General features: G+C 71.7%; 25 protein-coding genes. 15 read left to right on the top strand and 10 right to left on the bottom strand.

Annotated elements, in window-relative coordinates:
- Window positions 1–13: 13 nt before the first annotated feature.
- From ACTOWY_RS32200 to ACTOWY_RS32190, 3 genes are read left to right on the top strand one after another with little or no spacing between them, the layout of a single operon-like run.
- Entirely contained in the window at window positions 14–325 is a 312-nt protein-coding gene (locus tag ACTOWY_RS32200) for a DivIVA domain-containing protein (RefSeq protein ID WP_247755848.1), read from the top strand.
- The gene (locus ACTOWY_RS32195; RefSeq protein ID WP_247755849.1) at window positions 318–767 is read left to right on the top strand and encodes an SRPBCC family protein; all 450 of its coding nucleotides are present in this window, start codon (window positions 318–320) and stop codon (window positions 765–767) included. The genes ACTOWY_RS32200 and ACTOWY_RS32195 overlap by 8 nt, the downstream gene beginning before the upstream one ends.
- Complete coding sequence (locus tag ACTOWY_RS32190; RefSeq protein WP_441313366.1) at window positions 764–1,330, top strand: DNA-3-methyladenine glycosylase I; 567 nt, start codon at window positions 764–766, stop codon at window positions 1,328–1,330. The genes ACTOWY_RS32195 and ACTOWY_RS32190 overlap by 4 nt, the downstream gene beginning before the upstream one ends.
- 64 nt (window positions 1,331–1,394) lie before the next feature.
- Here ACTOWY_RS32190 and ACTOWY_RS32185 read toward each other — a convergent pair whose 3' ends face one another.
- Both ACTOWY_RS32185 and ACTOWY_RS32180 read right to left on the bottom strand, forming a co-directional pair.
- Entirely contained in the window at window positions 1,395–2,177 is a 783-nt protein-coding gene (locus ACTOWY_RS32185; RefSeq protein ID WP_441313365.1) for an enoyl-CoA hydratase-related protein, read from the bottom strand.
- Between the two features lie 25 nt (window positions 2,178–2,202).
- Complete coding sequence (locus ACTOWY_RS32180; protein WP_441313364.1) at window positions 2,203–2,976, bottom strand: PaaX family transcriptional regulator; 774 nt, start codon at window positions 2,974–2,976, stop codon at window positions 2,203–2,205.
- Window positions 2,977–3,138: 162 nt separating this feature from the next.
- Between ACTOWY_RS32180 and ACTOWY_RS32175 the strand changes: the two genes are divergently transcribed.
- Window positions 3,139–3,306 (top strand): DUF3117 domain-containing protein, encoded by a 168-nt coding sequence (locus tag ACTOWY_RS32175; RefSeq protein WP_149848953.1) that lies wholly within the window; start codon window positions 3,139–3,141, stop codon window positions 3,304–3,306.
- 138 nt (window positions 3,307–3,444) lie between these two features.
- Window positions 3,445–4,992: a leucyl aminopeptidase family protein gene (locus ACTOWY_RS32170; RefSeq protein WP_441313363.1), complete on the top strand. Its 1,548-nt coding sequence runs from the start codon at window positions 3,445–3,447 to the stop codon at window positions 4,990–4,992.
- Here the strand turns inward: ACTOWY_RS32170 and ACTOWY_RS32165 are convergent.
- Complete coding sequence (locus tag ACTOWY_RS32165; protein WP_441313362.1) at window positions 4,983–5,900, bottom strand: LysR family transcriptional regulator; 918 nt, start codon at window positions 5,898–5,900, stop codon at window positions 4,983–4,985. The two genes, ACTOWY_RS32170 and ACTOWY_RS32165, sit on opposite strands and share 10 nt — an antisense overlap.
- 66 nt (window positions 5,901–5,966) lie before the next feature.
- On the opposite strand from ACTOWY_RS32165, the gene ACTOWY_RS32160 reads away from it, so the two are divergent.
- The gene (locus ACTOWY_RS32160) at window positions 5,967–7,322 is read left to right on the top strand and encodes an MFS transporter (protein WP_441313361.1); all 1,356 of its coding nucleotides are present in this window, start codon (window positions 5,967–5,969) and stop codon (window positions 7,320–7,322) included.
- A 1,421-nt stretch (window positions 7,323–8,743) separates the two neighbouring features.
- Here ACTOWY_RS32160 and glgA read toward each other — a convergent pair.
- A complete protein-coding gene (gene glgA / locus ACTOWY_RS32155; RefSeq protein ID WP_441313458.1) occupies window positions 8,744–9,922 on the bottom strand; it encodes a glycogen synthase in 1,179 nt (392 codons plus the stop codon).
- 28 nt (window positions 9,923–9,950) lie between these two features.
- Between glgA and glgC the strand changes: the two genes are divergently transcribed.
- On the top strand, window positions 9,951–11,165 hold the full coding sequence (gene glgC, locus ACTOWY_RS32150) for a glucose-1-phosphate adenylyltransferase (RefSeq protein ID WP_441313360.1): 1,215 nt from the start codon (window positions 9,951–9,953) through the stop codon (window positions 11,163–11,165).
- A 113-nt stretch (window positions 11,166–11,278) separates the two neighbouring features.
- Here glgC and ACTOWY_RS32145 read toward each other — a convergent pair whose 3' ends face one another.
- Window positions 11,279–11,929, bottom strand: a complete 651-nt coding sequence (locus tag ACTOWY_RS32145) for an O-methyltransferase (RefSeq protein WP_441313359.1) — start codon at window positions 11,927–11,929, stop codon at window positions 11,279–11,281.
- 293 nt (window positions 11,930–12,222) lie between these two features.
- On the opposite strand from ACTOWY_RS32145, the gene sigE reads away from it, so the two are divergent.
- Genes sigE through ACTOWY_RS32125 form a run of 4 tightly spaced genes read left to right on the top strand, consistent with a single transcriptional unit; the run spans window position 12,223 to window position 15,432 of the window.
- On the top strand, window positions 12,223–12,816 hold the full coding sequence (gene sigE / locus ACTOWY_RS32140; protein ID WP_185000052.1) for an RNA polymerase sigma factor SigE: 594 nt from the start codon (window positions 12,223–12,225) through the stop codon (window positions 12,814–12,816).
- Complete coding sequence (locus tag ACTOWY_RS32135) at window positions 12,813–13,430, top strand: anti-sigma factor family protein (protein ID WP_441313358.1); 618 nt, start codon at window positions 12,813–12,815, stop codon at window positions 13,428–13,430. The genes sigE and ACTOWY_RS32135 overlap by 4 nt, the downstream gene beginning before the upstream one ends.
- Before the next feature lie 58 nt (window positions 13,431–13,488).
- Window positions 13,489–14,997, top strand: a complete 1,509-nt coding sequence (locus tag ACTOWY_RS32130) for a trypsin-like peptidase domain-containing protein (protein ID WP_441313357.1) — start codon at window positions 13,489–13,491, stop codon at window positions 14,995–14,997.
- A 36-nt stretch (window positions 14,998–15,033) separates the two neighbouring features.
- The gene (locus ACTOWY_RS32125; protein WP_441313356.1) at window positions 15,034–15,432 is read left to right on the top strand and encodes a sec-independent translocase; all 399 of its coding nucleotides are present in this window, start codon (window positions 15,034–15,036) and stop codon (window positions 15,430–15,432) included.
- A 27-nt stretch (window positions 15,433–15,459) separates the two neighbouring features.
- Here ACTOWY_RS32125 and ACTOWY_RS32120 read toward each other — a convergent pair whose 3' ends face one another.
- A complete protein-coding gene (locus ACTOWY_RS32120) occupies window positions 15,460–16,605 on the bottom strand; it encodes an Mrp/NBP35 family ATP-binding protein (RefSeq protein WP_441313355.1) in 1,146 nt (381 codons plus the stop codon).
- A gap of 121 nt (window positions 16,606–16,726) precedes the next feature.
- Here ACTOWY_RS32120 and ACTOWY_RS32115 point away from each other — a divergent pair, with 121 nt between their 5' ends.
- Window positions 16,727–17,218, top strand: a complete 492-nt coding sequence (locus tag ACTOWY_RS32115; RefSeq protein ID WP_247755861.1) for a MarR family winged helix-turn-helix transcriptional regulator — start codon at window positions 16,727–16,729, stop codon at window positions 17,216–17,218.
- A 21-nt stretch (window positions 17,219–17,239) separates the two neighbouring features.
- Here the strand turns inward: ACTOWY_RS32115 and ACTOWY_RS32110 are convergent, their stop codons facing one another.
- Both ACTOWY_RS32110 and ACTOWY_RS32105 read right to left on the bottom strand, forming a co-directional pair.
- Complete coding sequence (locus ACTOWY_RS32110; RefSeq protein ID WP_441313354.1) at window positions 17,240–17,806, bottom strand: DUF1003 domain-containing protein; 567 nt, start codon at window positions 17,804–17,806, stop codon at window positions 17,240–17,242.
- Window positions 17,799–19,094 (bottom strand): magnesium transporter MgtE N-terminal domain-containing protein, encoded by a 1,296-nt coding sequence (locus ACTOWY_RS32105; protein WP_441313353.1) that lies wholly within the window; start codon window positions 19,092–19,094, stop codon window positions 17,799–17,801. The genes ACTOWY_RS32110 and ACTOWY_RS32105 overlap by 8 nt, the downstream gene beginning before the upstream one ends.
- 50 nt (window positions 19,095–19,144) lie before the next feature.
- Here ACTOWY_RS32105 and ACTOWY_RS32100 point away from each other — a divergent pair, with 50 nt between their 5' ends.
- Window positions 19,145–19,984 carry a PhzF family phenazine biosynthesis protein gene (locus ACTOWY_RS32100; RefSeq protein ID WP_441313352.1) on the top strand — a complete coding sequence of 280 codons (840 nt, stop codon included), beginning with the start codon at window positions 19,145–19,147 and terminating at the stop codon, window positions 19,982–19,984.
- Here ACTOWY_RS32100 and ACTOWY_RS32095 read toward each other — a convergent pair.
- Together ACTOWY_RS32095 and ACTOWY_RS32090 are read right to left on the bottom strand one after the other, a co-directional pair.
- Window positions 19,981–20,877, bottom strand: coding sequence for an aminoglycoside phosphotransferase family protein (locus ACTOWY_RS32095; RefSeq protein WP_441313351.1), 897 nt, complete (start codon window positions 20,875–20,877; stop codon window positions 19,981–19,983). The genes ACTOWY_RS32100 and ACTOWY_RS32095 overlap by 4 nt on opposite strands.
- Entirely contained in the window at window positions 20,874–21,209 is a 336-nt protein-coding gene (locus ACTOWY_RS32090) for a hypothetical protein (protein WP_441313350.1), read from the bottom strand. Before ACTOWY_RS32090 ends, ACTOWY_RS32095 begins: the two co-directional genes overlap by 4 nt.
- 115 nt (window positions 21,210–21,324) lie before the next feature.
- Between ACTOWY_RS32090 and ACTOWY_RS32085 the strand changes: the two genes are divergently transcribed.
- Window positions 21,325–22,284: an HpcH/HpaI aldolase/citrate lyase family protein gene (locus ACTOWY_RS32085; RefSeq protein ID WP_441313349.1), complete on the top strand. Its 960-nt coding sequence runs from the start codon at window positions 21,325–21,327 to the stop codon at window positions 22,282–22,284.
- A gap of 111 nt (window positions 22,285–22,395) precedes the next feature.
- Window positions 22,396–25,776 carry a patatin-like protein gene (locus tag ACTOWY_RS32080; RefSeq protein WP_441313348.1) on the top strand — a complete coding sequence of 1,127 codons (3,381 nt, stop codon included), beginning with the start codon at window positions 22,396–22,398 and terminating at the stop codon, window positions 25,774–25,776.
- The last annotated feature ends 56 nt before the right edge of the window (window positions 25,777–25,832 follow it).

Here is a 25,832-nt window from a genome sequence, read left to right as displayed (position 1 = left end):
CACCATCTCAGGCGTGACCACCGCCCTCATCTACCTCGTCGTCATGGTCTTCGTGGCGGCCGTGGTGTTCCTGGTCGCCTCACTGGTCTTCGGCCGTGGTGAGCAGCTCGCGCCGCTGGCGCCGGGGGCCACCCCGACCGAGCTGCCCGCTGGCGAGGTCAGCGGCGAGGACGTGCGCGCCGTGCGGTTCCAGCAGGTCGTGCGCGGTTACAAGATGTCCGAAGTGGACTGGGTGCTGCAGCGTGCCGCCGATGAGCTGGACCTGCTGCGGGCCAGGGTCGCCGAACTGGAAGAGCAGAAGCAGGAGGCCGTCGCCGGTGAGTGAGGAAGTGACCCTGACGGTGGCCGTGCCCGCCGCCGCCGAGGTGGCCTGGGCGGTGGCCTCGGACTGGTCCAACCAGGGTGAGTGGATGCTCGGCACCGAGGTGCACCGCACCGGCGGCGACGGGCAGAGCGCCGGGTCCACCATGGTCGCCTTCACCGGCGTGGCCGGGCTGGGCTTCTTCGACTCCATGGAGATCACCGGCTGGGACCCGCCGCGCAGCTGCGAGGTCCGGCACACCGGCAAGCTGCTGCGCGGCCTCGGCGGATTCCGGATCGAGCCCACCACGGACCAGCTGTCCAAGATCATCTGGTGGGAGCGGCTGGAACTGCCCTACGGCCCGCTGGGCAAGGCGGGCTGGCCGCTGCTGCGCCCGGCCTTCACCTGGGGTCTGCGGCGCTCGCTGGACCGCTTCGCCAGGGTGTGCCGGGACCGCCGCCCGTGACCGGCGCGGTGGCGGGCCCGGACGGGCGGCTGCGCTGCGCCTGGGGCGCCTCCACCCCGGACTACCTCGACTACCACGACACCGAATGGGGCCGTCCGCTGCGCGGCGAGCAGGCCCTGTTCGAGCGGATGTGCCTGGAGGCGTTCCAGTCCGGGCTGTCCTGGATCACCATCCTGCGCAAGCGGGAGAACTTCCGGGCCGCCTTCGCCGGGTTCGACCCGGTGCTGATCGCCGGCTACGGCGAGGCCGACATCGACCGCCTGCTGGGCGATCCGGGCATCGTGCGCAACCGGGCCAAGATCCTGGCCACCATCCGCAACGCCAACGCGCTGGCCGCACTCGACCAGCCCCTGGACGAGCTGCTGTGGTCCTTCGCGCCACCACCAGGCCCGCGGCCCAAGACCATGGCGGAGGTCCCGGCGATCACGCCAGAATCCACCGCCATGGCCAAGACGCTGAAGAAACGCGGCTTCGCCTTCGTCGGCCCCACCACCTGCTACGCCCTGATGCAGGCCACCGGCATGGTCGACGACCACCTCACCGACTGCTGGATCGCCGCCTAACGTCGAGTTGGCCCAACTCGTACGCCAATTTGGGCCAACTCGGCGTACGAGTTGGCCCAACTGGTCAGCGGCCGGTGAAGGTGGGCTTTCGCTTGGCCACGAAGGCTTCCACCGCCTCGCGGTGGTCGGTGGTCTGACCGGCCTCGGCCTGGGTGCGGCCCTCGGTCTCCAGCGCGGCCTCCAGATCGGCGCCTGCCGCGGTCAGCATGGCTTCCTTGAGCATGGCGTAGGCCGTGGTCGGCCCGGCCGCCAGCCGCGCGGCCAGCTCCTGCGCTGCGGACAGGGCCTCGCCGTCGGGCACCACCCGGTTGACCATGCCGATCTCCTTGGCCTCCGGCGCGGTGATCGGCTGGGCCAGCAGCATCAGCTCCATCGCCCGGCCGTAGCCGATCAGCCGGGGCAGCGTCCAGGACGCGCCGGAGTCCGCGGTCAGCCCCACGTTGGCGAAGGCCATCAGGAACTTCGCCGACTCGGCCGCGATCCGCAGGTCGCAGGCATAGGCCAGCGAGGCGCCCGCGCCAGCGGCCATCCCGTTCACCGCGGCGATCACCGGCTTGGGCATCCCGGTCACCGCGCGCACCATCGGGTTGTAGTGCCTGCGCACCGTCTCCAACGGCATCGGATCGCCCTGCTCCAGCAGCGAGATGTGCTCCTTGAGGTCCTGACCGGCGCAAAACGCCTTGCCCGCGCCGGTGATCACCACCGCGCGCACCGCCGGGTCCTGGGCCGCCTCGTGCAGGGCGGCCAGCAGACCCTCCTTCAACGCCACGGTGAAGGAGTTGAACGACTCCGGCCGGTTCAGGGTGAACGTGCGGACCCCGTCGGAATCGTCGATGAGCAGCGACACAGTGGACTCCTCAGCGTTGAGTTGGTCAGTCGAGACAGCTCTCCAGGAACGCGACCGCGCCCCTGGCCAGCTTCTGGGTGCTGGTGTCGAAGAACCGGGCCGCGGTGTGTCCCGGCCAGTCCGCGGGCAGCAGCTGCGGCGGCAGGCCAGGGTCACGAAACAAGAACTTTCTCCACGCGTGCAGCAGCTCCTGGCTGGCGGCGAAGGCCGAGGGCGGCGAAGCCGGGTCCACAGCGGACAGTCGGGGCTCCCAATCGGCCACGAACTGCTGGTAGTCCGCACCCAGTGCGCCCAGGTCCCAGGCCTTGGCGGCCAGCTCCACATCGCTGCCCTCATGCGCGGCGAAGAAGGTGCGCGCGGCGATCTTCTCGGTGCTCAGCAGCTCGGAAAGCTCAGGTGAGCAGCGGGGTGCGACCCAAGTCACTGGACCCAACTCTCCGTAACCCAGCAACTTCAGCGAGGAAGTGAGTTCCGCCCGCTCGGGCCGGGCAGGCAGCTCCTCCAGGACCATCAGATGCCACTGGCCGTCCCATGTGGACGGACGCGTTCGATAGATTCGCGCACCCGCCTCGTCGAGCCTCCGCTCGGCTCGCGGGGTGAGCGCGTAACCTGGGCTCCCGTGCAGCCGAACGGGCTTCAACCAGCCCTGACGGACCGTCCGCGACACCGCGGTACGCACGGCAGGAGCGGCGAAACCCAACGGCTCCAACAGCCGGACCAGCGCGGCGACGGTCGCCGCACCGCCCCTGGCACGAAGATGTCCGCCATAGACGTCGAACAACGCTGAACGAGCCCGCACGACGGCCGAGTCTGTCAGTCCGAAGACTCCTCGACCAGCCCGAGCGCGACACGAGATGATCGGTTCGGTTTCGCAGGTGCGTACATATGGGGGACAATGGAGACCTACCGGTATGTCGGGGGATGTGCCGGCGGGGAAGGTTGTTGACGGAGGGAGCACGCGATGGCGGCCATGAAGCCCCGGACCGGTGACGGTCCCCTGGAGGTCACCAAGGAGGGCCGCGGCATTGTCATGCGCGTTCCGCTGGAAGGTGGGGGGCGCCTCGTCGTCGAGATGTCGGCGGAGGAGGCAAGCAACCTGGGCGATGCCTTGAAGGCCGCCGCCGGCTGACGCCGTACACCAGGTTCCGCTTTCTTTCAGTCCCCGGCCTGCGTCACGCAAGCCGGGGACTTGTTACGTTCACACGACGGTGTGCGAAGGTTCAACTCCGCCGCACGCTCCCAGTCGTTTCGCCCTGGAGGTCCTTCAGTGCCATCCGTGGTGCCCACCGCGCCCAGCCCGGTGCCCGAAGTCACGATCGCGCGCAAACGGCGTAAGGCCGCGCCGCCGGTTGTGTTGGCGCACAAGGGCGAACAGGGTCCGGAGGTCGGCACCGGCGCGGACTCCCTCGACCTGCCCGCAGGCTGGAGCGAGGCGCTCGCGCTGACCGGTTCGGCAGGCGAGACCCGGGTGGTGCCGCAGTCCGGCAGTGGACTGGCCTGGGTGCTCGGACTGGGCGCGGGCACGGTGAAAGACTGGCGTTCGGCGGGCGCGGCACTGGTCCGGGCGGCCGACGCGCGGGCCGCCGCGGATGAGGAGAACGGCCGCACCCCGGCCAAGCAGCTGCAGGTGCTGCTGCCCTCGGACGCCGACGCCGAGCGGGTGGCCGCGTTCACCACCGGCCTCGCGCTGGGTGGCTACAAGTTCAAGGTCACCGGCGGCAAGCAGGCCCCGGTCACCAAGGCTGTCGAGCTGGTGCTGCCCGAGGGCGTGGCCGCCCCTGAGCTGTCCGCGGCGGTCGCCGGCGCCGCGCAACGCGCCCGGGTGACCTCGATCGCACGTGATCTTGCTAACACCCCCTCGGATGTCAAGGACCCGGCCTGGCTGGCGAGCACCGCGGCCCGGCTGGGCAAGGGCGTCGACGGGCTGACCGTGACCGTCCGGGACGAGAAGTGGCTGGCGAAGCAGGGCTTCGGCGGCGTGCTCGCGGTCGGCGGCGGCTCATCCCGCCCGCCCCGCTTCGTCGAACTGACCTGGCGGCCCGAACAGGTCACCGAATCAGGGTCGCCCCTGAGCAAGCAGGGCTCCGGAGATTCGCCGCACCTGGTGCTGGTGGGCAAGGGCATCACCTTCGACACCGGCGGCATCTCGATCAAGCCAGCGGCCGGCATGCACCTGATGCGCACCGACATGTCCGGCGGGGCCGCGGTGATCGCCGCGCTGCTGGGCATCGCCGCGCTCAAGCTCCCGGTCAAGGTGACCGGCCTGGTGCCGTGCGCGGAGAACCACGTCTCCGGCACCGCTTACCGGCCCGGTGATGTGGTCCGGCACTACGGCGGCACCACCACCGAGGTCACCAACACCGACGCCGAGGGCCGGATGGTGCTGGCCGACGCGCTCGCCTACGGCGTGAGCACCCACCAGCCGGACCTGCTGGTGGACGTGGCCACGCTGACCGGCGCGATGAAGGTCTCCCTCGGCACCCGCACCGGCGGCCTGTTCGCCACCGACGAGGACCTGGCCGAGCGGATCACCGGCGCGGGCGCGCGGGTCGGCGAGGCCTGGTGGCGGATGCCGCTGCTGGCCGCGCACGAGGACGACGTGCGCAGCGAGCTGGCCGACCTGCGGCAGTGCCCGCCGGGACCGGGCGGGGTCACCGCCGCGCTGTTCCTGCGCGAGTTCACCGCCGGACTGCCCTGGGCGCACCTGGACATCGCGGGCCCGGCCCGGGCGGAGAAGGCCTACGACGAGGTGACCGGCGGCGCCACCGGCTTCGCCGCGCGCACCCTGGTGGAACTGGTCGCCGGCTACGCCTGAGCCGGGGCCGCGCGCAGCGTGAAATCCCGGAAGGCGCGGACCGCGGGCGGCAGTCGCTGACCCGCGGCCCAGACCAGTTCGACGGTCCGGACCAGCCGGGGTGCCAGCTCCACCTCGACCACCCCCGGCGGCGGCGTCCGCTCGGCCGGGGGTAGCAGGGACACGCCCAGTCCGGCCGAGACCAGGCCGCGCAGGGTCTCGGTCTCCTGCCCCTCGAAGGCGATCCGCGGGGTGAACCCGGCCGCGGCGCACAGCTCGTCGGTGATCAGCCGCAGGCCGAACCCGGGTTCGAGCTGCACAAAATCGTCCTCGGCCAGTTCGGCCACGCCGATCTCGGCCCGGCTCGCGAGGGGGTGCTGCTCCGGCAGCACCGCCACCAGGCGCTGCTGCCGGATCGGCACCCGGTGCAGCCGGTCCGGGAAGCCGCTGGGCGTGGCGGCGGTGAGCACCAGGTCCAGTTCGCCGGTGAGCAGCTTGGCCACGATGTGGATGTGCGCGGCCTGGGCCAGGCTGAACCGGATGCCGGGATGCTCGGCGTGGAAGCGGCGCAGCAGGTCCGGCACCAGCGAGCGGCCGAAGCCGTGCAGGAAGCCCAGGGCCACGTGCCCGCGTTCCGGATCGACCTCCTCGGCGGCCCGGCGGCAGCCGCCCTCCAGCACCGCGAGCGCCTCGGTGGCGGCCTCGGCGAGCAGCTGACCGGCCCTGGTGAGCCGGATGCCGCGGCCCTGCCGGGTGACCAGCGGGGCACCCAGGGTGCGGCCCAGTTCGGCCACCCATCGGGTCACTGTGGGCTGGGGCACACCGAGGGCCTCGGCTGTCCGGGTCACATGCCGGTGCTCGGCCAGTGCGCGCAGCAGTTCCAGGCGTGGGGCCAGCGCGTTGACCAGCGGTTCGGTCGACTCATCCATGAGGGTATGGATCCTCGCACAATCCGACATTGGACGTATTAGAAAACGATTCCTACGGTCGGGCCCATGACCTCGGAGCGCTGGCGGCAGGCCCGGCTGACCCTCGGCGTGGCCGCAGGCGGGTTCACCGTCTTCACGCTGCTCTACGCGCCGCAGTCGGTGCTGCCGGTGCTGGCCACCGGCTTCCGGCTGACCGAGGCGGAGGCCGCGCTCTCGGTCACCCTGGCCACCCTCGCGCTGGCCGTCGGGGTGCTGCCGCTGGCCATGCTGTCCGAGGCGGTGGGCAGGCGGCCGGTGATGATCGGCGCGCTGGTCACCGCGATCGCCATCGGGCTGCTCTGCCCGCTGGCCGGGGACTTCGGCACGCTGCTGATCCTGCGTGCGGCCCAGGGCCTGGCGGTGGCTGGACTGCCCGCGGTGGCCATGGCCTACCTGGCGGAGGAGATCGAACCGGGCCGGGTGGGCGCGGCGATGGGGCGCTACGTCGGGGCCAACTCGCTCGGCGGACTGTCCGGGCGGCTGATCTCCGGGCTGGCCACCGGCTGGGGCGGCTGGCAGAGCGGGCTGACCGCGGCGGCGGCGCTGGCCACGGTCAGCGGCCTGTGCGCGATCGTGCTGATGCCGCGCTCCCGGGCCGGTCGGCCGGGGCTGCGGCTGCCCGCGGTGCTGGCCGGGGTGCGCACCGCGCTGCGCGATCCGGTGCTGTTCGGGCCGTACGCGGTGGCCATGTTGATGACCGGGGTGTTCGTCGCGGTGCACAACGTGGTGACCTTCCGGCTCACCGACGCCCCGTTCTCGCTGGCGCCCGCGGTGGTCTCGCTGGTCTTCCTCTGTTACGCCGCGGGCAGCGGCGGCTCGGCGCTGGCCGGGAAGCTGGCCGACCGGCGTGGCCGGCTGCCGGTGCTGCTGTGCGCGATCGGCTTCGTGCTGACCGGTCTGCTGCTGACGCTGCCGGACAACGTGCCGCTGATCGTGGTCGGCCTGACCGTGTTCACCGGCGGGTTCTTCGCGGTGCACGCGGTGTCCAGCGGCTGGGTCGGCGCCCGCGCCCCGGCCGCGGCGCGCGGGCAGGCATCAGCGATCTACCTGCTCTTCTACTACCTGGGCAGCAGTGTCGGCGGCACCCTCGGCGGCCTGGTCTACGCGCCCTTCGGCTGGAGCGGCGTGGTGATCATGTCCTGCTGCTGGGTGCTGGCCGCCGGTGGCGCTGCCCTGGCCGCGGGCCTGGCCTGGCGGTCCGACCGCGGGCTGCGGCTGGCTCAGAAGTCCAGGGACAAGGTCATCGCCGGACTGGTCGCGGAGAAGCTGAACGAGCCGCGGCTGGGCAGGGTCACCGTGCCCGAGGACAGCGCCACCGTCACCGAGGGCACGGTGGCCGGGACCTCCACCACCAGCGCGGTCGGGAAGACGTCCCCGCCGTAGCGCAGGCCCTTGAGCGGGGCCTTGGTCCCGTTGGGCAGCTTCACCACGATGTGCTCGCCGGTGAGCGGTCCGCCCAGCGCCTCCGGCAGCGCGCCCTCGCCGCGGACCCTGATCTCCAGCAGGGCCTTGCCCGGCTCGGCGGTGATCACCTGTAGCCGTCCCGAACTGTCCAGGACCGGGCGCTGCAGGCCCAGCCGCACGCCCTGCACGGTGAGCCGGGCCGTGCCGGAGCTGCCTTTGTGCTGGAAGGTCAGGTCCTGACCGGCGGTGGTCGGGGCCGCCCCGGAACCCGCCCGGCGCAGGGCTTCCGGCAGCGGGTAGCTCGACTTGCCGCTGGGCAGTTCGATCTGCTGCTCCACCCCTGGACTGGGTTTGGAGCGCAGCACCAGCCGCGGCGGGGCCTGGCCGGTGTCCTTGGCCGGCAGGGTGAAGACCAGGAAGAAGCCGCCGAAGTTGGGCAGCTGGGAGTCCGGCACGTCGTGCCAGCCATCCGGCAGGTCCAGTGCCAGCTCCGGCCGCGGCGGCGCGCCCCGGCTCCAGCTCAGCTCGGTCAGCTCCTGGTCCAGCTGGCTGATCCGGTCGCTGTGCAGGCGCAGCACCGCCAGTCTGCTGCCCGGTTCCGGGCTGAGCACCCCGCCGCCGGGCAGGGTGAACTGCTGCGGGTTGCCCCAGCCGGTGGCCTTGACGCTGAGGAAATCGTCCCGGACCTTGATCGCGTCCACCGGGATGAGGCCCAGGTCGCCGTTGGTCTTGCCGCCGTTGTCCGCGACCACCGCGAAGAAGCCGGGACCGGCGCTGCGCTGCTCGGACCCGGAGGGCTTGGCCTGGGTGCCGTCCACCCGCACCATCTCGGTCGAGGGCGTGCTGGAGGTGCCCGGTTCGGGCAGTTTCGGCTCGCCAACGGCGAACTGGCCGTTCTGCTGGGTCAGCGGCACCGGGATCCAGTCCGGCGCCGGTCCGGTGCCGGGCACCTGCACCGGACCGCACCAGAGCGTGTCGGTGACATCGACCGCCCTGCCCTGCTGGGTCTGGGTGTTCGGGTCCACCTTGGCGAACCAGCAGTGCACGCTGCCGTCCCCGGAGCGGGCCACCTTCTGCTGGGCCAGCGCCCTGGTGATGGAGGCCTCGGCCGCGGCCTGCAGGTGCTGGCCGCCGCTGAGCCGCTTGCCGCTGATGGAGACGTCGATGGGCACCGGCGCGGGGTCGGGCTTGGGCGCTTCCGGCGGCGCGGCACAGCCCGCGCCCAGGAGCACCACCGCGAGCACGCTCGTACGCAGCACCCCGTCGGCACACACCGCCACGACAATCCCTCCGGTAGTGGAGATCAATTCCCTCTACCGGCTAAGGCGCAGAATCGGGTTGCGGGGTTGTATGGTTACAGAAAGATCAAACTGTGATGACGGTCACGGCCATTCGGCGTACTACTGGCCGAGCGCACGTCGGTACACGTCAACGGTCTGCGCGGCCATCGTGGCCCAGGAGAACTCGGTCTCGGCCCGCCGCCTGCCCGCCTCGCCCATGGCGCGGGCGCGCGCCGGATCGGCCAGCAGCTCGTTCACCGCGGCGGCCAGCCCGGCCTCGAAGGCCGCGGGTTCGTCCTCCGCGTAGTGCACCAGCAGCCCGGTCCCGCCGTCGTCGACCACCTCCGGGATGCCGCCCACGTCCGAGGCCACCACCGCGGTGCCGCAGGCCATCGCCTCCAGGTTCACGATGCCCAGCGGCTCGTACACCGAGGGGCAGACGAACACGGTGGCGTGCGAGAGCACCTGCCGGACCTCGTGCTGCTCCAGCATCTTCTGGATCCAGAACACGCCGGGCCGGACCGCGGACAGCCCGGCCACCGCGGCCGCGGTCTGTTCGGCGATCTCCGGGGTGTCCGGCGCGCCCGCGCACAGCACCAGCTGGGCGGCCGGGTCGATCCGGTGCGCGGCCGCGACCAGGTGCCCGACGCCCTTCTGCCTGGTGATCCGGCCGACGAACGCCACGATCGGCCGGTCAGGGTCGATGCCGAAACGCTCCAGCGCGTCGGTCTCGCGGACCGGGTGGTACTTGGCGCTGTCGATGCCGTTGCGCACCACGTGCACCCGGGCCGGGTCCAGCTCCGGGTAGCAGTCCAGCACGTCGGCCCGCATGCCCTCGCTGACCGCGATGATCGCGTCCGCGGCGGCGTAGGCGGTGCGCTCCACCCAGGAGGAGAGCCGGTAGCCGCCGCCGAGCTGCTCGGCCTTCCACGGCCTGCGCGGCTCCAGCGAGTGCGCGGTGATCACGTGCGGGATGCCGTGCAGCAGCCCGGCCAGGTGCCCGGCCATGTTGGCGTACCAGGTGTGGCTGTGCACCAGCTGCGCGCCGCCGACCGCGTCCACCATGGACAGATCCACGCCGAGCGTGCTCAGCGCGGGGTTGGCCCGTTCCAGTCCGGGTGGGACGGAGTGCGCGACCGCATCCGGCCGCGGTTCACCGAAACAGTGCACGTCCACCTCCACGATGGACCGCAGTTCCGGTGTCAGGAACCCGACATGCACACCAGCCCCGCCATAGACGTCCGGCGGAAATTCCCGTGTCAGCAACGCAACTCGCACGCTTCGGGAGGCTAGTCGCAGCGAAGCGTCACATATAGGGTCGGTGATCGTGAGAGGCCAGCCGCACGTCCTCGGAATCGTGCTCGCGGGCGGGGAAGGCAAGCGGTTGTTCCCGCTGACCGCGGACCGGGCGAAACCAGCGGTGCCGTTCGGCGGCAACTACCGCCTGATCGACTTCGTGCTGTCCAACCTGGTGAACGCCGGGCTGACCCAGATCTGCGTGCTGACGCAGTACAAATCCCATTCCCTGGACCGGCACATCTCCACCACGTGGCGGTTGTCCAGCGTGCTCGGGCAGTACATCACCCCGGTGCCTGCCCAGCAGCGGCTCGGCCCGCGCTGGTACACCGGCAGCGCGGACGCGATCTACCAGTCGCTGAACCTGGTGCACGACGAGCGGCCGGACCACATCGTGGTCTTCGGCGCCGACCACGTGTACCGGATGGACCCGGCGCAGATGATCCGCCAGCACGTGGAATCCGGCGCCGGGGTCACCGTGGCAGGCATCCGGGTGCCGCGGGCGGAGGCCAAGGCCTTCGGCTGCATCGACGCCGACGCCAGTGGCAAGATCACCCGGTTCCTGGAGAAGCCCAGCGAGCCGCCGGGCACCCCGGATGACCCCGAGGTCACCTTCGCCTCGATGGGCAACTACGTCTTCCGCACCGAGACCCTGCTGGAGGCGTTGCGCCAGGACTCGGTCAACCCCGACTCCGACCACGACATGGGCGGCGACATCATCCCCATGCTGGTGGAACGGGACCAGGCCGCGGTCTATGACTTCGCCGACAACCACGTGCCCGGCGCCACCGACCGGGACCGCGGCTACTGGCGCGACGTCGGGACCCTGGACGCCTACTACGACGCGCACATGGACCTGGTGTCCATCCACCCGGTGTTCAACCTCTACAACCAGGCCTGGCCCATCCGCACCGCCACCCCGCCACTGGCCCCGGCCAAGTTCGTGCAGGGCGGCACCGCGCAGGAGTCCATCGTCGGACCGGGCTCGATCGTCTCCGGCCTGGTCAGCAACTCGGTGATCAGCTCCGACGTGCTCATCGAGGCAGGCGCCCAGGTGCAGGGCAGCGTGCTCATGCCCGGCGTGCGGATCGGCCGCGGCGCGATGGTCCGCGGCGCGATCCTGGACAAGAACGTGGTGGTCGCCCCAGGCGCGGGCATCGGCGTCAGCCTGTCCGCCGACCGCGAGCGCTACACCGTCTCAGCAGGCGGCATCGTCGTCCTAGGCAAGGGCGTCCGAGCCGACTAACCCCGCGTGTTGGCCGAACTCGTACGGTGTGTTGGCCGTTGTCGCACGGCGAGTTGGCCCAAGTGGTACGCCAAGTTGGCCCAACCCGGCGTACGAGTTGGGCCAAGTGGGCCTCAGCCTGTCTTGGCGGCCAGCAGGAGGCCGTCGCCGAGCGGGAGCAGGACCGGAACTAGGCGTTCGTCCGCGCGGACCAGCCGGGCCACCTCGCGCATGCCGTTGGTGTCCGGGTCCTTGTAGGCGGGATCGACCACCCGGCCGTGCCAGAGCGCGTTGTCGAAGGCGATGACGCCGCCGGGCCGCAGCAGCCGGACGCCTTCCTCCAGGTAGCGCGGGTACTCGGCCTTGGCCGCGTCCACGAACACCAGGTCGTAGCCGCCGTCGGTGAGCCGGGGCAGCACGTCAAGGGCCTGGCCCAGGATCAGCCGGGTGCGGCCGGGGCTGACGCCGGCGGCCACGAACGCCCGCCGGGCCGCCCGCTGATGCTCCGGCTCCAGGTCGATCGAGGTCAGCACGCCGTCGGCGGCCATGCCGCGGAGCAGCCACACCCCGCTCACCCCGGCGCCGGTGCCGACCTCCACCACCACCCTGGCCTGCAGGGCGGCCGCGAGGAAGCGCAGCGCCGAGCCGCCGCTGGGCGCGATGGGCATACAGCCCAGCTCGCGGCCGCGGGCGCGGGCGGCGGCCAGCACCTCGTCCTCGGCGAGGTAGTCCTCCACGTAGTCGCGCAGGGCCGATGCAGAGGTGGTCGGCGTCTCCGGTGTCACGAGCGGGAAGGTTACTGGCAGCAACCCACCGCGCGGGTGTACGCGCCGTATCGAACGCCCATCAGGGCAGTGCACGGCGGGCAAGTACACCCGGACGGCGGTTCCGGCGGATTCTCAGGCTGTTCTCAGCTCGCTCTAACCCCGCCCTCACCGGCCTCGGACACAGTAGGTCGAACAAGAAGCAGAGGGTGAACCAGAAGTACCCGTGGCGCGTCCTGGGAACTAAAGACAAACCCCGAAGCGTTGACTCGACAGGGCGGAGCAACCGCCCGCAGGAGGTGCCAACCCGCACGATGCGTACCCAGGAGAGAGGCCTGGCCACCGGCACGGCGACCGCCGTCCCGGCTGAGGTGGCCGAGTGGAAGGTCCCCACGTGGGACGAGGTGGTGCGCGAGCACGCCGACCGGGTGTACCGGCTGGCCTACCGCCTGACCGGTAACCAGCACGACGCCGAAGACCTCACCCAGGAGACGTTCATCCGCGTCTTCCGGCACCTGACCGCGTACAAGCCCGGCACCTTCGAGGGCTGGCTGCACCGGATCACCACCAACCTGTTCCTGGACATGGTCCGGCGCAAGCAGCGGGTCAAGATGGAGGGCCTGCCGGACGACCAGGACCGCATCGCCGACGACGGCCCCACGCCGGAGGAGGTCTACGAGGAGACCCACCTCAGCCCGGAGCTGCAGGCCGCGCTGGACGAGGTCCCGCCGGAGTTTCGCGCCGCTGTTGTTCTTTGCGACGTCGAGGGGTTGTCCTACGAGGAGATCGGCGCGACGCTGGGCGTGAAGCTCGGCACCGTGCGCAGCCGGATCCACCGGGGCCGGCAGGCAATGAAGGCGGCGCTGGAGCGGCACCGCGAACTCGCTTCGTTGGAGGAGAACGGATGACGGACCTGCGCGGTTGGGTCAGGTCGGAACAGCACCTCACCCCGGACGCGATCGTCGCGTTCGTCGACGGGGAGCTGTCGCCGGTCGCCCACGACCGAGCGTCCGCGCACGTGGCCAGGTGCCCACGGTGCGCGGCCGAGGTCTCCGCCCAGCGTTCGGCCCAGGCCGCGGTCCGCGCCGCCGGCACCCCTGGGATCTCCAACCGCCTGATGGCCTCCCTGTGCGCGATCCCGCAGGAGGTCGAGCTGCCTGCGATGCCGGATGAGCTGGCGGTCACCGCGGACGGGCAGCTGGTCACCGTGCAGCGGCCCAACGCCGCCCGCGCGGCCGCCGCGGCCCGCCCGGTCAGTGGTTTCGGTTCCGGCCCCGTGCTGGGTGGGAGCACTCCGTTCGGCGCGGGCCCGTCCTTCGGGAGCCAGCGCCGCTTTGGTCTCGGCAACCGCCGGGTGCGCAACGGCGCGGGCATGGTCGTCTCCGGCTTCATGCTCGGCGCGCTCGCCCTGGCCGTCCCGGCCGCCTCCGCGCCGGTCGCCGACGTCAACCAGCAGCCCTCCCAGGGCGGCCTCATCGGCAAGGTCCCCGCGGGCATTCCCGCGCAGCTGACCGGCCGGTAAACCTCACACTTCTTCCTCGTACGAGGACTTCACCAACGGTTTGGCAGGCTCGACCACGATGAGCGAGCAGCAGCCCAGCACAGGTCAGCCCGGCGCGGGTGAGCGGCCGCGGCTCGAACCGCGTCCGCTGCACCGTCCCGCCGTCGACCCGGCGCAGTCCGCGGTGTTCAGCCGCCCCACCGGCGTGCCCAGCGCCTTCGACCCGCATCGTCCGGAGACCCCCGGCAACGGCATCCGGCTGGCCGCACCGCCGCCCGAGGCGCTGAGCAAGGCCTTCGGCCGCCCGGAGGGCTCCCCGGAACTGCTCCAGCGCCCGCCCGGCGATCAACCGGTCGACCCTCGGCCCGAGCCCGAACCGGTGCTGTGGTCGGCCAACGGCCAGCCCGAGGGCCCGGCCTGGCGCGATCCGGCCGCGGGCGCCGTGCTCGGCCCGCCCGCCGGCGCGGCCACCGCCGCGCCGCAGTCGGAGCGGCCCGTGCGCACCGGACCCGGCGCCCGGCTCAGCCTGCGGGAACTGGCCTTCGGCAAGCGCCTGACCCCGGCGGCGCTGCTCGGCCTGGTCGGCTTCGTGCTGGTGATCAGCCTGGTCGGCGGGATCGTCGGCAGGCTCACCGCGGAGGGCGCCAACCCGCTCAACGACCCGGACGCCACCCTGGCCGAGGTCTCTCCCGGCAAGGAGCGCGAGCCCGGCTCGCTGGCCAGCCTGGCCAAGAAGGTGCTGCCCTCGGTGGTCTCCATCGAGGTCCGCCTCGGCGACAGCGGCGGCCTCGGCTCCGGCGTGGTGATCGACGGCAAGGGCTATGTGATCACCAACAACCACGTGGTCGAGATGGCGGCTAACGCGCAGAACGCCAAGGTCGAGGTCGTCTTCCACGACAGCCAGCGGGCCCCGGCCCGGATCGTGGGCCGCGACCCCAAGAACGACCTGGCCGTGCTCAAGGTCGAGGTGTCCAACCTGACCGTGGCCCAGATCGGCAAGTCCGGTGACCTGCAGGTCGGCGACAAGGTGATCGCCATCGGCAACCCGCTCGGCCTGGCGGGCTCGGTCAGCGAGGGCATCGTCTCCGCGGTCAACCGGCCGTTCCGGATTGAGGACGTGGTCTTCAACGCGGTGCAGACCGACGCCGCGATCAACCAGGGCAACTCCGGCGGCGCGCTGGTCGACTCCACCGGCGCCCTGATCGGCATCAACACCGCGATCGTCTCCCGCAGCGGCGGCTCGGTCGGCCTGGGCTTCGCCATCCCGATCGACGACGCCAAGGTCATCGCCGAGGCGCTCATCCGCGGCGGCTCGGTCAAGCACCCGGACATCGGCCTGAACCTCAAGTCGGTGATGAACAACACCGTCAGCGGGGCCCAGGTGCAGAACGTGGTGCAGAACGGTTCGGCCGCGGCCGCGGGCGTCCAGGAGGGCGACGTCATCCTCAAGCTGGGTGAGCGCAACATCAAGAACGCCGACGAGCTGCTGGTCGCGGTGCAGCAGCACAAGATCGGCGAGACGGTGCCGGTGCTGCTGGCCAGGCAGGGCCGCCAACTGACCCTCAACGTCACGCTGAAGTCCGACTAGTCTGGGCTCGTCGGGCAAGGGCTAGGGAGGCTTGGGGTGTTCGAGAGCATCGGGTGGGCCGAGATCCTCGTGCTCATCGTGGCCGGCCTGTTCATCCTCGGCCCGGAACGCCTCCCGGACGCCGCGGCCTGGCTGGGCAAGACACTGCGCAAGGTGCGCGAGTACGCCACCGGCGCGCGCGAGCAGCTCAAGTCCGAGATCGGCCCGGAGTTCGAGGAGTTCCGCAAGCCGCTGGAGGACCTGCGCAAGATCCGCGATTTCGACCCGCGGCGCGCGGTCACCAAGCACCTGCTCAACGACCTGGAAGACGACTACCAGCACAAGCCCAACGGCCACGCGCCCAGCACGTCCGGCCAGGCCCCGGTGGTTCAGCCGCCAGTGCAGCGCCCGCTGGGCTACAACGAGCGCCCGCCGTTTGACCCGGACGCGACCTGAAAAAGATCGCGCCCGGGATCAGACCTCTCAGCGACCAGCGGGGCTGACGCTGAGCAAACGGCCGGACAGGCCGCGGGAACGCACGCTCAGCTTTTCCGCGATGCCACTGAGCACCTTGGCGGCGGCGGTCTCCGGTGCGGCCAGCACGATCGGCTCGCCCGCGTCGCCCTGCTCGCGCAGCCGCGGGTCCAGCGGCACCTGACCCAGCAGCGGCACCGGGGAACCGATCACCGTGCTCAGCGAGTCGGCCACGATCTGGCCGCCGCCGGTGCCGAAGACGTCCATCCGCTCGCCGTTGGGCAGCTCCAGCCAGGACATGTTCTCGATCACGCCCGCCACTCGCTGCCGGGTCTGCAGCGAGATCGCGCCCGCCCGCTCGGCCACCTCGGCGGCGGCCTGCTGCGGGGTGGTGACGACCAGGATCTCCGCGTTCGGCACCAGCTGGGCGACGGAGATGGCCACGTCGCCGGTGCCCGGCGGCAGGTCGAGCAGCAGCACGTCCAGGTCGCCCCAGAACACATCGGCCAGGAACTGCTGCAGGGCGCGGTGCAGCATCGGGCCGCGCCACACCACCGGGGTGTTGCCGGGGGTGAACATGCCGATCGAGATCACCTTCACGCCGTGCGCGGACGGCGGCATGATCATCTTTTCCACCTGCGTCGGCTTGCCGGTGGCGCCGAGCATGCGTGGGATGGAGTGGCCGTAGATGTCGGCGTCCACGATGCCGACCGACAGCCCCCTGGTGGCCATCGAGGCGGCCAGGTTGACCGTCACGCTGGACTTGCCCACCCCGCCCTTGCCGGAGGCGACGCAGTAAACCCTGGTCAGCGACCCCGGTTCGGCGAAGGGGATGCGCGGCTCCTCTTGACCGCCGCGCAGGCTCTTGCGTAGTTCGGTGCGCTGGGCGTCGCTCATGACGTCCAGGTGCACCCGCACGCCGGTGACGTCCGCGACCGCGGACACCGCCTCGGTGACATCCTTGGTGATCTTGTCGCGCATCGGGCAGCCGGCCACCGTGAGGTAGACCGAGACGTCAACCGACCCGTCTCCGGCCACCTCGACGTCCTTGACCATGCCCAGCTCGGTGATCGGTTTCCGGATCTCCGGGTCCTGGACGTGGGACAGGGCCTCGCGGATGGCGTCGACGGACGGGCTGACACGTGAAGAGGTCACCCGTCCATGCTACGTCCAGCGGCAGTTCAACCCCGCCCACCGGCAGGTTCCACCACTTTTTCAGACCGAATTGACGGGGCACTCCGCGATCGGTTTGCAGCTCTCCGTAACATGGTGGATCGTGTCGGACCCCGGTACGGCTCGATTACCCACCAGCAGCGAGCTGGCGACCTGGCGTGCGTTCCTGCGCGCCCACGCCCGCATCACCCGTTGGCTGGAAGCCGAGCTAATAACCGAACAGCGCCTGTCCCTTGCCGCCTACGACGTCCTCGTCCAGCTCGCCGAGGCCCCGGAGCGCCAGCTTCGGATGACCGAGCTGGCCGAAGCCGTGCTGCTCTCCCGCTCCGGGGTGACCCGCCTGGTCGACCGCCTGGAGCGAGCCGGGCTGGTCTGCCGTGAGCGGGCCGACGGCGACGGCCGGGGGGTGGTCGCCGTGCTCACCGACCGCGGCCTGGACCGGCTACGGTCGGCCGCGGACACCCACCTGAGCGGCATCAGCAAGCACTTCGTGTCCCTGCTGGGCAACGCGGAACTGGACTCACTGGGCCGCACCTGCGCCCAGCTCGCCGACGGCGAGCTACCAGTCGCGTCGAACCGCCGAGCCCAGGCTTAGCGCGAGACCCGCCGCCTCGCCCTAGACCCGGTCCTCGGCCCAGCGCGGGTCCTCGCGGACCCGGTCGGCGGTCTTGTCCCGCTGCTTGTCGCGCTTGGGTTTGCGCTCGCCGTTGCCGCTGAGCGCGGCCAGGTCCGAGCGCAGCCGGTCCAGTTCGCCGCGCAGGTAGTCCCGGGTGGCCACCTCGCCCACCGCGATGCGCAGCGCGGCCAGTTCCCTGGCCAGGTACTCGGTGTCGGCCTTGGTGCGTTCGGCGCGGGCCCGGTCCTCCTCCAGTGAGATCCGGTCCCGGTCGTCCTGGCGGTTCTGCGCGAGCAGGATCAGCGGCGCGGCGTAGGCGGCCTGGGTGGAGAAGGCCAGGTTGAGCAGGATGAACGGGTAGGGGTCCCATTGCAGGGACACCGCGAGCAGGTTGATCGCGATCCAGACGATCACCAGCATGGTCTGCCAGAACAGGAACGTGCCGGTGCCAAGGAACCGGGCGATCCGCTCGGAGAAGCGGCCGAAGGCCTCCGGGTCCACGTCGAAGGTCAGCCTGCGCGGCTGGCGGGGCTGGTCGAGCCTGCGGCGGGGCAGCAGCTCAGGCATGGGAACGGTCCTCCCTGCTCGGATCCTCGGTGACCTCGGTGTCGGGCAGTCCGCTCTCCCGCCAGTCCTGCGGCAGCAGGTGGTCGAGCACGTCGTCCACGGTGACCGCGCCGAGCAGGTGCTCGCCCTCGTCCACCACCGGCGCGCACACCAGGTTGTAGGCGGCGAAGTAGCGGGTGACGTCGGAGAGGGTCGCGGCCGGGGACAGCCGGGACAGGTCCTTGTCCACCATGCCCGCCACCAGGTCCGACGGTGGTTCGCGGAGCAGCCGCTGGAAGTGCACGCAGCCCAGGTAGCGGCCGGTGGGGGTGGCGCTGGGCGGGCGGCAGACGAAGACCATGCTGGCCAGCGCCGGGGTCAGATCGCTGTTGCGCACCCTGGCCAGCGCCTCGGCGATGGTGGCGTCCGGGGTGAGCACGATCGGCTCGGGGGTCATCAGACCGCCCGCGGTGTCGAAGGAGTACTCCAGCAGCCTGCGCACCGGCGCGGACTCCTCGGGCTCCATCAGCTCCAGCAGCCGGTCCTTGTCGGTCTCGTCCAGCTCGGCCAGCAGGTCGGCCGCGTCGTCGGGGTTCATCGCCTCCAGCACGTCCGCGGCCCGTTCCTCGCCGAGGTGCCGCAGCAGCGACTTCTGGTCCTCCTCCGGCAGCTCCTCGATCACATCGGCCAGCCGTTCGTCGTCCATCGCGTCGGCCACCTCGAACCGGCGCTTGGTGGACAGCTCGTGCAGGGCCGAGGCCACGTCCACCGCGCGCATCTCGTCGAAGACGGCCAGCAGCTGCTGGGTGCCCTGCGGCTGCTCGGCGATCTGCGCGCGGGCCAGTCCGCTGACCTTCTCCCAGGCCAGCACCTGCACCGGCCCGCGCCGCCCGAGCCTGCCGGTGCGCTGGCGCACGGCCAGCTTCTGCACCAGCCAGTCCCGGGTGCGGGTGGGCTCCAGCCCGGCGTCGACCACCACGGCCGAACCGCCGTCGGGCAGCGTGACGTGCGCGTCCAGCAGCTCGCCGATGATCAGCGCCTCGTTCGGCCGCTGGTGGAAGTGCCGCAGGTTCACCGAGCCGGTGGCCAGCGCGACCGCGCTGGATTCGATCGAGGTCACCCGCAGCATCGGCACGAAGATCCGGCGCCGGGTGATCAACTCCACCACCAGCCCGAGCACCCGGGGCGGCGAGCGGTCCACCCGCAGGCCCACCACCACGTCCCTGACCTTGCCGATGGACTCCCCGTCCGGTCCGAAGACCGTCAAACCGGCTAGCTGTGCGGCGAAAACCCTGTTCGGACCGGCCATGACCGCAGGCTAACGTCAGGGCTGTGGGACTACCGGGTAAGACCCTCCGCATGGACCTCGTGGACGTGTTCACCAGCACCCCGTTCGCCGGGAACGCGCTGGCCGTGGTGCACGGGGCGGAGGAGCTGAGCACGGCGGCCATGCAGGCCATCGCGCGCGAGCTGAACCTGTCCGAGACCGCCTTCCCGCTGCCGCCCACCCAGCCCGGCGCGGACTACCGGCTGCGCGCGTTCAGCCCGCTGGTGGAACTGCCCTTCGCCGGACATCCCAGCGTGGGCACGGCCTGGGTGCTGGCCAGGGACGGTGTGCTCAGCCCCGGGACGGTGACGCAGGAGTGCGGCGCCGGACTGCTGCCGGTGATGGTGGACGAGCACGGCGCCCGGCTGACCGGCGGCACTCCCGCGCTCGGCGCGGACCTGGACGCGGCCGTGCTGGCCGCCGCACTGGGCCTGCGCCCGGCCGAGCAGGCGGTGGCCGCCGGGATCGCGGGCTGCGGACTGGACTTCAACTACTTCCTGGCCGACCCGGCCGAACTGCCCGCCGCCGCTGCCCGCCCGGACCAGGTGCTCGCCGCGGTCGCCGGTCGCGGGATCGTGCCGGTGGCCTGGGATCCGGTCGGCCGGACCGCGACCGTGCGGATGTTCCGCGGCACCGGCGGCGAGGACCCGGCGACCGGGTCGGCCGCGCTCGGCCTGGGCGTCTGGCTGGTGGCCCGCGGCCTGCTGCCCGCCGACGGCCACGCCGGGTACCTGGTGCGCCAGGGCGAGTGGGTGGGCCGTCCGTCCGAACTGCACTGCACGGTGACCGCGACCGGTGGCCGGGCCACCGAGGTCACCGTGTGGGGCGGGGTGGCCGAGGTCGGCGCGGGCCGGATCCGGATTCCCGGCTAGCTCTCGGCCAGCCACTCCGCGACCGTGCGCACCACCGCGGCCTGCTGCTCACCAGCAGGCCCGCGACCGACCGCGCTGATCCACTCGTCCACCGCCCTGGCCAGCGCCCACTCCCGGGAACGGGCCAGGTCCAGACCGCTGGCATCGGCCAGTAACGCGATCCGCCGCCGCAGCCCCGCCGCGCCGCCGAGTTCGGCGAACCGGCCGCGCAGCAGTGGCAGCAGCTCGTAGTGCGGGTCGCCGGAGATCGGTCTCGGGTCGATGGCCAGCCAGGGTTCGCGGCGGCCGGCCAGCACGTGCGCGAAGTCCAGGTCGCGGTGCAGCAGCGAGGGCCGGTAGCCGCCGGAGGTCAGCTCGATGTGCGCGCGCACCGCCCGCCCGACCAGCCGGTGCGGCACCGGCTGGCCGACCCGGTCCCACTCGTGGTGCGCGTCGGCGGCCCACAGCAGCGCCTCGTCGATCAGCCGGGGCACGCTCGGCGGGGGCAGCACCCACAACCGCCTGGCCAGGTTGCCGATGATCTCGCAGGCTTCGTCGTGCGGCTCCCGTTCCAGCGACCGGGTCTCGTCCAGGCGTTCCAGCAGCATCGCGCCGTGCGCGGGGTCCTCGCCGAGCAGCCGGACCGCGCCATTGCCCGCCCAGCGCTGCAACGCGGTGGCCTCGTGCCGGGTGTCCTCGTCCAGCCAGGTCACCTTGATCGCGTAGCGCTCCTCGCCGCTGCGCACCGGCACCACCAGCGCCTGCCCGCCGTGCGTGGCGGGCCCCTCCGGCTCGACGCCCCAGTACCCGCACAGCTCGCCCACCACCCCGGGCAGCCGGTCCAGCCAGAGCCGCGCGGAATCGCCCTGCCTGGCGATGGTCTCGGCGGCGAAGCGGTCGGGTACCGCGATCACGTCGGTTCGACCCGGAAGACCTGGGTGTAGCGCGGTTCCGCGTTCAGCCGGGCCGCGGCCAGCGCCGCGCGGAGATCCGGATCCGGTTCGACCAGGTGGGCGACGGCGGGCACCTCGGTCAGGTGCGAGTGTGTGCTGGGCGAGCGGACGGTGATGGTGCAGCCGGCCCCGTCGGTCAGCCCCGGCACTTCCTGCTCGCCACCCCCGACCGCGACCCACAGCGCGCCGTCCCGCCACAATGCCCACACCAGGGTCGCGCGCAGGCCGTGCGGCGCGATCCACACCGCGGCCGCTTTGCGGAGGGCCGCGTCCAGCAGTCGGGTGGTCTCCACCGGTTCAGCATCGCACGCGTTGTGAGAGAGACCTCAGCGGAGTGGCCGAGTCTTGATCGGCGTGCCAGCATTCGGCCACACCGCGTTGTTACTGGTCGGTACAAGGAGGTCCGCAGTGGTCGACCGCAGGCGTTCCCGTCGTTCCTGTCTCGCCGTTCCCGGTTCGAGCCAGAAGATGATCGACAAGGCCCGCACCCTGCCCGCCGACCAGGTGTTCCTGGACCTGGAGGACGCCTGCGCCCCGCTGGCGAAGCCGGCGGCCCGCAAGACCATCGTGGCCGCGCTGAACGAGGGCGGCTGGGAGGGCAAGACCAGGGTGGTCCGGGTCAACGACCTGACCACCGAGTGGACCTACCGCGACGTGGTCGAGGTGGTCGAGGGCGCGGGCGCGAACCTGGACTGCATCATGCTGCCCAAGGTCCAGACCGCCGACCAGATCGCCTGGCTGGACCTGACCCTGACCCAGATCGAGAAGACCATGGGTTACGAGGTCGGCAAGATCGGCATCGAGGCCCAGATCGAGAACGCCAAGGGCCTGGTCGAGGTCGACGCCATCGCCACCGCCAGCCCCCGCATCGAGACCATCATCTTCGGCCCAGCCGACTTCATGGCCTCCATCAACATGAAGTCCCTGGTCGTCGGCGAACAACCCCCCGGCTACGACGTCGGCGATGCCTACCACTACATCCTGATGCGCATCCTGATGGCCGCCCGCGCCACCGACGTCCAGGCCATCGACGGCCCCTACCTGCAGATCAAGGACGTCGACGGCTTCCGCCGCGTCGCGGGTCGTTCGGCCGCCCTGGGCTTCGACGGCAAGTGGGTCCTGCACCCCGGCCAGCTGGACGCCGCGAACGAGTCCTACAGCCCGAACCAGCACGACTACGACCACGCCGAGAACATCCTGGACGCCTACGACTGGTTCACCTCGGAAGCGGGCGGCAAGCGCGGCGCGGCCATGCTGGGCGACGAGATGATCGACGAGGCTTCACGCAAGATGGCGCTGGTGATCAGTGCGAAGGGCCGGGCGGCGGGAATGGCGCGCACGGATCGCTGGACGCCGCCGGAGAGCTGAGCCACTGCCACTGCCCGATCGGGCACCCGACTGCGCGGCCCCGCTCGGCCAACCGTGTGTACTTCCCGCGCGGCAACCCGAACGTGTCCCGTTGATCAGACACTGGTCCACATGGGCCCACTCGACCCCGCAGCCGAGACCGTCCCCGCCGAGCCTGGCCACAACCGCCAGGAGCTGCGGCTCGCGCTGTCCATGCGGGGTGGGGTGTCCCTTGCCGTGTGGATTGGCGGGGCGGCTTCGGAGATCGCGCGGTTGCGGTGTGCGCTGGCCGCGGACGAGCCGGGGAATCCGTGGGCGGGGCTCGCGGGGCTGGCGGGGTATGAGTCGGTGCGGATCGACGTGCTAACCGGGGCCTCGGCCGGTGGGTTGAACAGCGCGATCATGGCGGCCAGCCTGGTGTACGGGTTCCGGTTCGACGCTATCCGGGATCTGTGGGTGCAGCTCGGGGATCTGGACGCGATGTGCCGGGCCACGCCGCGGATGTTCCAGCCCAAGCCGCAGTCGTTGCTGGAGGGTGACGGGTACTTCGGCAAGGAGCTGCGGCAGCGGTTGCAGAAGCTGGTCGCCGAACCGGCGCGTGGACCACTGGCCGACCGGGTCGATCTGCTGCTGACCGCGACGTTGCTGGATCCGGTGACGGTGACTCGCTGGGACGATCGGCTGGCCACCATCCGGGAGCGGCGGCGCTCGGCCGCGTTCCGGTTCCGGCACCGCGGTTCGGCAGGGGATCCGTTGTCGGACTTCGCCGCCGGCAGCGAGGCGCGGCGGACCGCGGCCCAGCTCGCCCAGGCCGCCCGCACCACCTCCTCCTTCCCGCTGGCCTTCGAACCCGCGAGCGTGCGTGCCCAGCCGGACACCCCGGCAGGCGAGGTCGACCTGATGGGCTGCTTCTCCGAATCGGCCCCTGCCCAGGGCAAGGCGTTCCAAGTGATCGACGGTGGGGTGTTGGACAACATCCCGGTGGCCGCGGCGATCAAGGCCATCGCGGCCTCGCCCGCGGACGGGCCGACCGATCGCTGGCTGGTCTACCTCAATCCGGAACCGATCGTGGGCACCACCGCCAAACCGGTCAGCGAGCGGCGGCGCGGGCTGCCGGTCGGTCTGGCCGCGCTGGCCGCGCGCTACAACCAGGAATCGCTGCTCACCGATATCGAGGAGCTGGACGCGCACAACCGGGAGGTGCGCCGGATCGAGCTGCGCCGGCAGGCCCTGTTCGCGCCGCTGACCGCGTTGCCCGCCACCGAACGCGCCGCCGGGCTCACCGAACTCATCGGGCGGGTCGGGCCGGTGCACGCGCACCTGCGGGCCTGCCTGGACGCCGAGCGGATCACCGGCGTGCTGCTCGACCCGGCCAAGCGCCCGCCCGGCCTGCTGCGCCGGGCCCCGCTGCAGGACGATCCGGTGGCCGCCTGGTCCGCGCAGGCCCGGCGCTCGCTGGCGCCGCGGCTGACCGAGGTGCTCGGCACCGCGGCCGCCGAGGACCCGGAGACCGTCTTCACCGATGTCACCGCCCTGGGCGCGGCCGTTGACCTGTGCATTCGCTGGGCCCGTGAGCTGGAACGATGGGCCGAGGAGCACTACCTGCCCGCGATCGGCGAGGTCAAGGCGGTGCTCTACCGGCTGCGCCAGATCGCCGATGTGCTGGCCGATCACGCCGACGGGCGCTGGCTCGCGCTGGCCGCTGCGGAGAGCGGCGAGCCGACCGACCTGCGGGCCTGGGCGCAGACCGCGTTCACCGAGTACCGGCAGGCGCAGCGCGAACTTGGGCCGGGCGTGCGCGATCCGCTCGGCTGGGTGCTGGAGGCCGCGCTCACCCCCGATCCCGGCGACGAGCAGGAGCAGATCGAGGCGAACAAGCGGTTCCAGGAACGGCTGCTCGAACTCGCCGAGGAGCTGGAGGCCGACGGCGTCGAACAGCGGGATGAGGACCTGGAACCCCGGTCGGTGGACGCGCTCGGCCTGGTCTGGCCCGCCGTCTTCACCGCGGCCACCCGGCTGGCCGAGGCCGCACCGCGCCGCTCGCGCAGCACCGAGAACGAGCTGGACGCGGTGGTGCACCAGCTCCTGGAGACCACGCCGGACCTGCCCATCGTGCTGGCCCAGGTGGTCGCGCTGACCGCGCCGTTGCACGCGGCGCAGAGCGCGGGCGGCCGGATCAGGTTCATGCGCATCGCCAGTGACGCGCCCACCCCGATCGACTTCCGGAAACTGTTGGCGGGCAAGGAAACCCTCACCCCAGACGACAAGCTGTGCGGCACCGACCTCGGCGCGTTCGCCGCGTTCTGCTCGGCGAAGTGGCGGGCCAACGACTGGATGTGGGGCAGGCTGGACGCCGCCGCCAGCCTGGTCTCGCTGCTCACCGATCCGGCCCGGCTGCGCGAGTTCGCCCGCGGCCGGGACCTGGACGAGTTGTTCGCCGACATCGAGCTGATCGCCACCACCCCGCCCGGCGCGGCCGAACTCGGCACGACGAATCCGGTGCCGGACAAGGAATGGCGGCGTTTCCTCGGCCAGCGCTTCGAGGCCCGCAAGGCGGAGGTGCGGCTGGAACTGGCCGAGGTGCTCGCGCCCAACCCGGTGCCGCCCGCGTTGCGTCAGACCAGGGCCGCGCTCACCGAACGCGTGCAGTGGGCGGTACTGGCCGCCGAACTGTCCTTTGTGGACGATATTGAGCTTGGCGCGCACCCGGTCGTGTCCGAGCCCGCGCCGCCGCTGCCGCCGGGCGCGCTGGAGCAGCGGACCGCCGAGTACGAGGTCGGGCACCAGGAGATCAAGGATCTCGGCGATGTGCGGGTGGCGCGCACCGCGATCCGGCTCGGCCTGCTGGCCCACCGCACGGTCAAACCCGAGTCCTACACGGTGCCGATGATCGCCACCCGGCTGGCGATGACCGTGTTCAAGCCGCTGCTGCTGGCCTTCCTGTTCTTCTTCGCCGCACCCGAGCGCGCGCTGCTGGCCATCTCGGTCGCGCTGGCCGGACTGCTCACCGCGCACCGCCCTGACGACTGGATCGACATCCCCTGGTGGACCCGGCTGGGCCCGACGAGCTGGGACTTCGGCCGCTGGGCACTGGTCGTGGTCACCGCGCTGGTGATCTTCCTGGCCGCGCGGGCCGCGGTGCGCGCGGTACGCCGTAAGTCAGCGGGCGGGGTGCGGCGACCGGCTGAACTGGCCGGACTCGCCGTGCTGGTCGGCGTCGGCGGGCTGTACGCGGCCTCGGCCGGACTGGCCTTCGGCCCGGCCGCGATCACCGTGGGCGCGGCGCTGACCACCTGGCTGGCCACCTGCTGGATGCGGGTGGACCGCCGGGTGCTGGCCACCCTGCTCGGCGCGGCCGTTTTCGCCGGTGGCGCGCTGCTCTTCGCCGATCAGGCGCTGCCGATCGGGTGGTGGTTCACCACCTGCGCGGTGCTCGCCGGGTACGCGGTCACCGCGCTGGCCAGCCTCACCGACCCGCTGCCGGAGCGTCGGCCGCACGAGTTCTCCAGGTAATTCATGATCGAACTACGCGGCACAATTGACCGAATACTAATTGTTGCCGAAATGAG

Source organism: Crossiella sp. CA198 (assembly GCF_052078295.1).
Classification (GTDB): Bacteria; Actinomycetota; Actinomycetes; order Mycobacteriales; family Pseudonocardiaceae; genus Crossiella.
The sequence above is the reverse complement of the archived record's forward strand: the minus strand, read 5'-3'. Positions and strand labels throughout refer to the sequence as shown.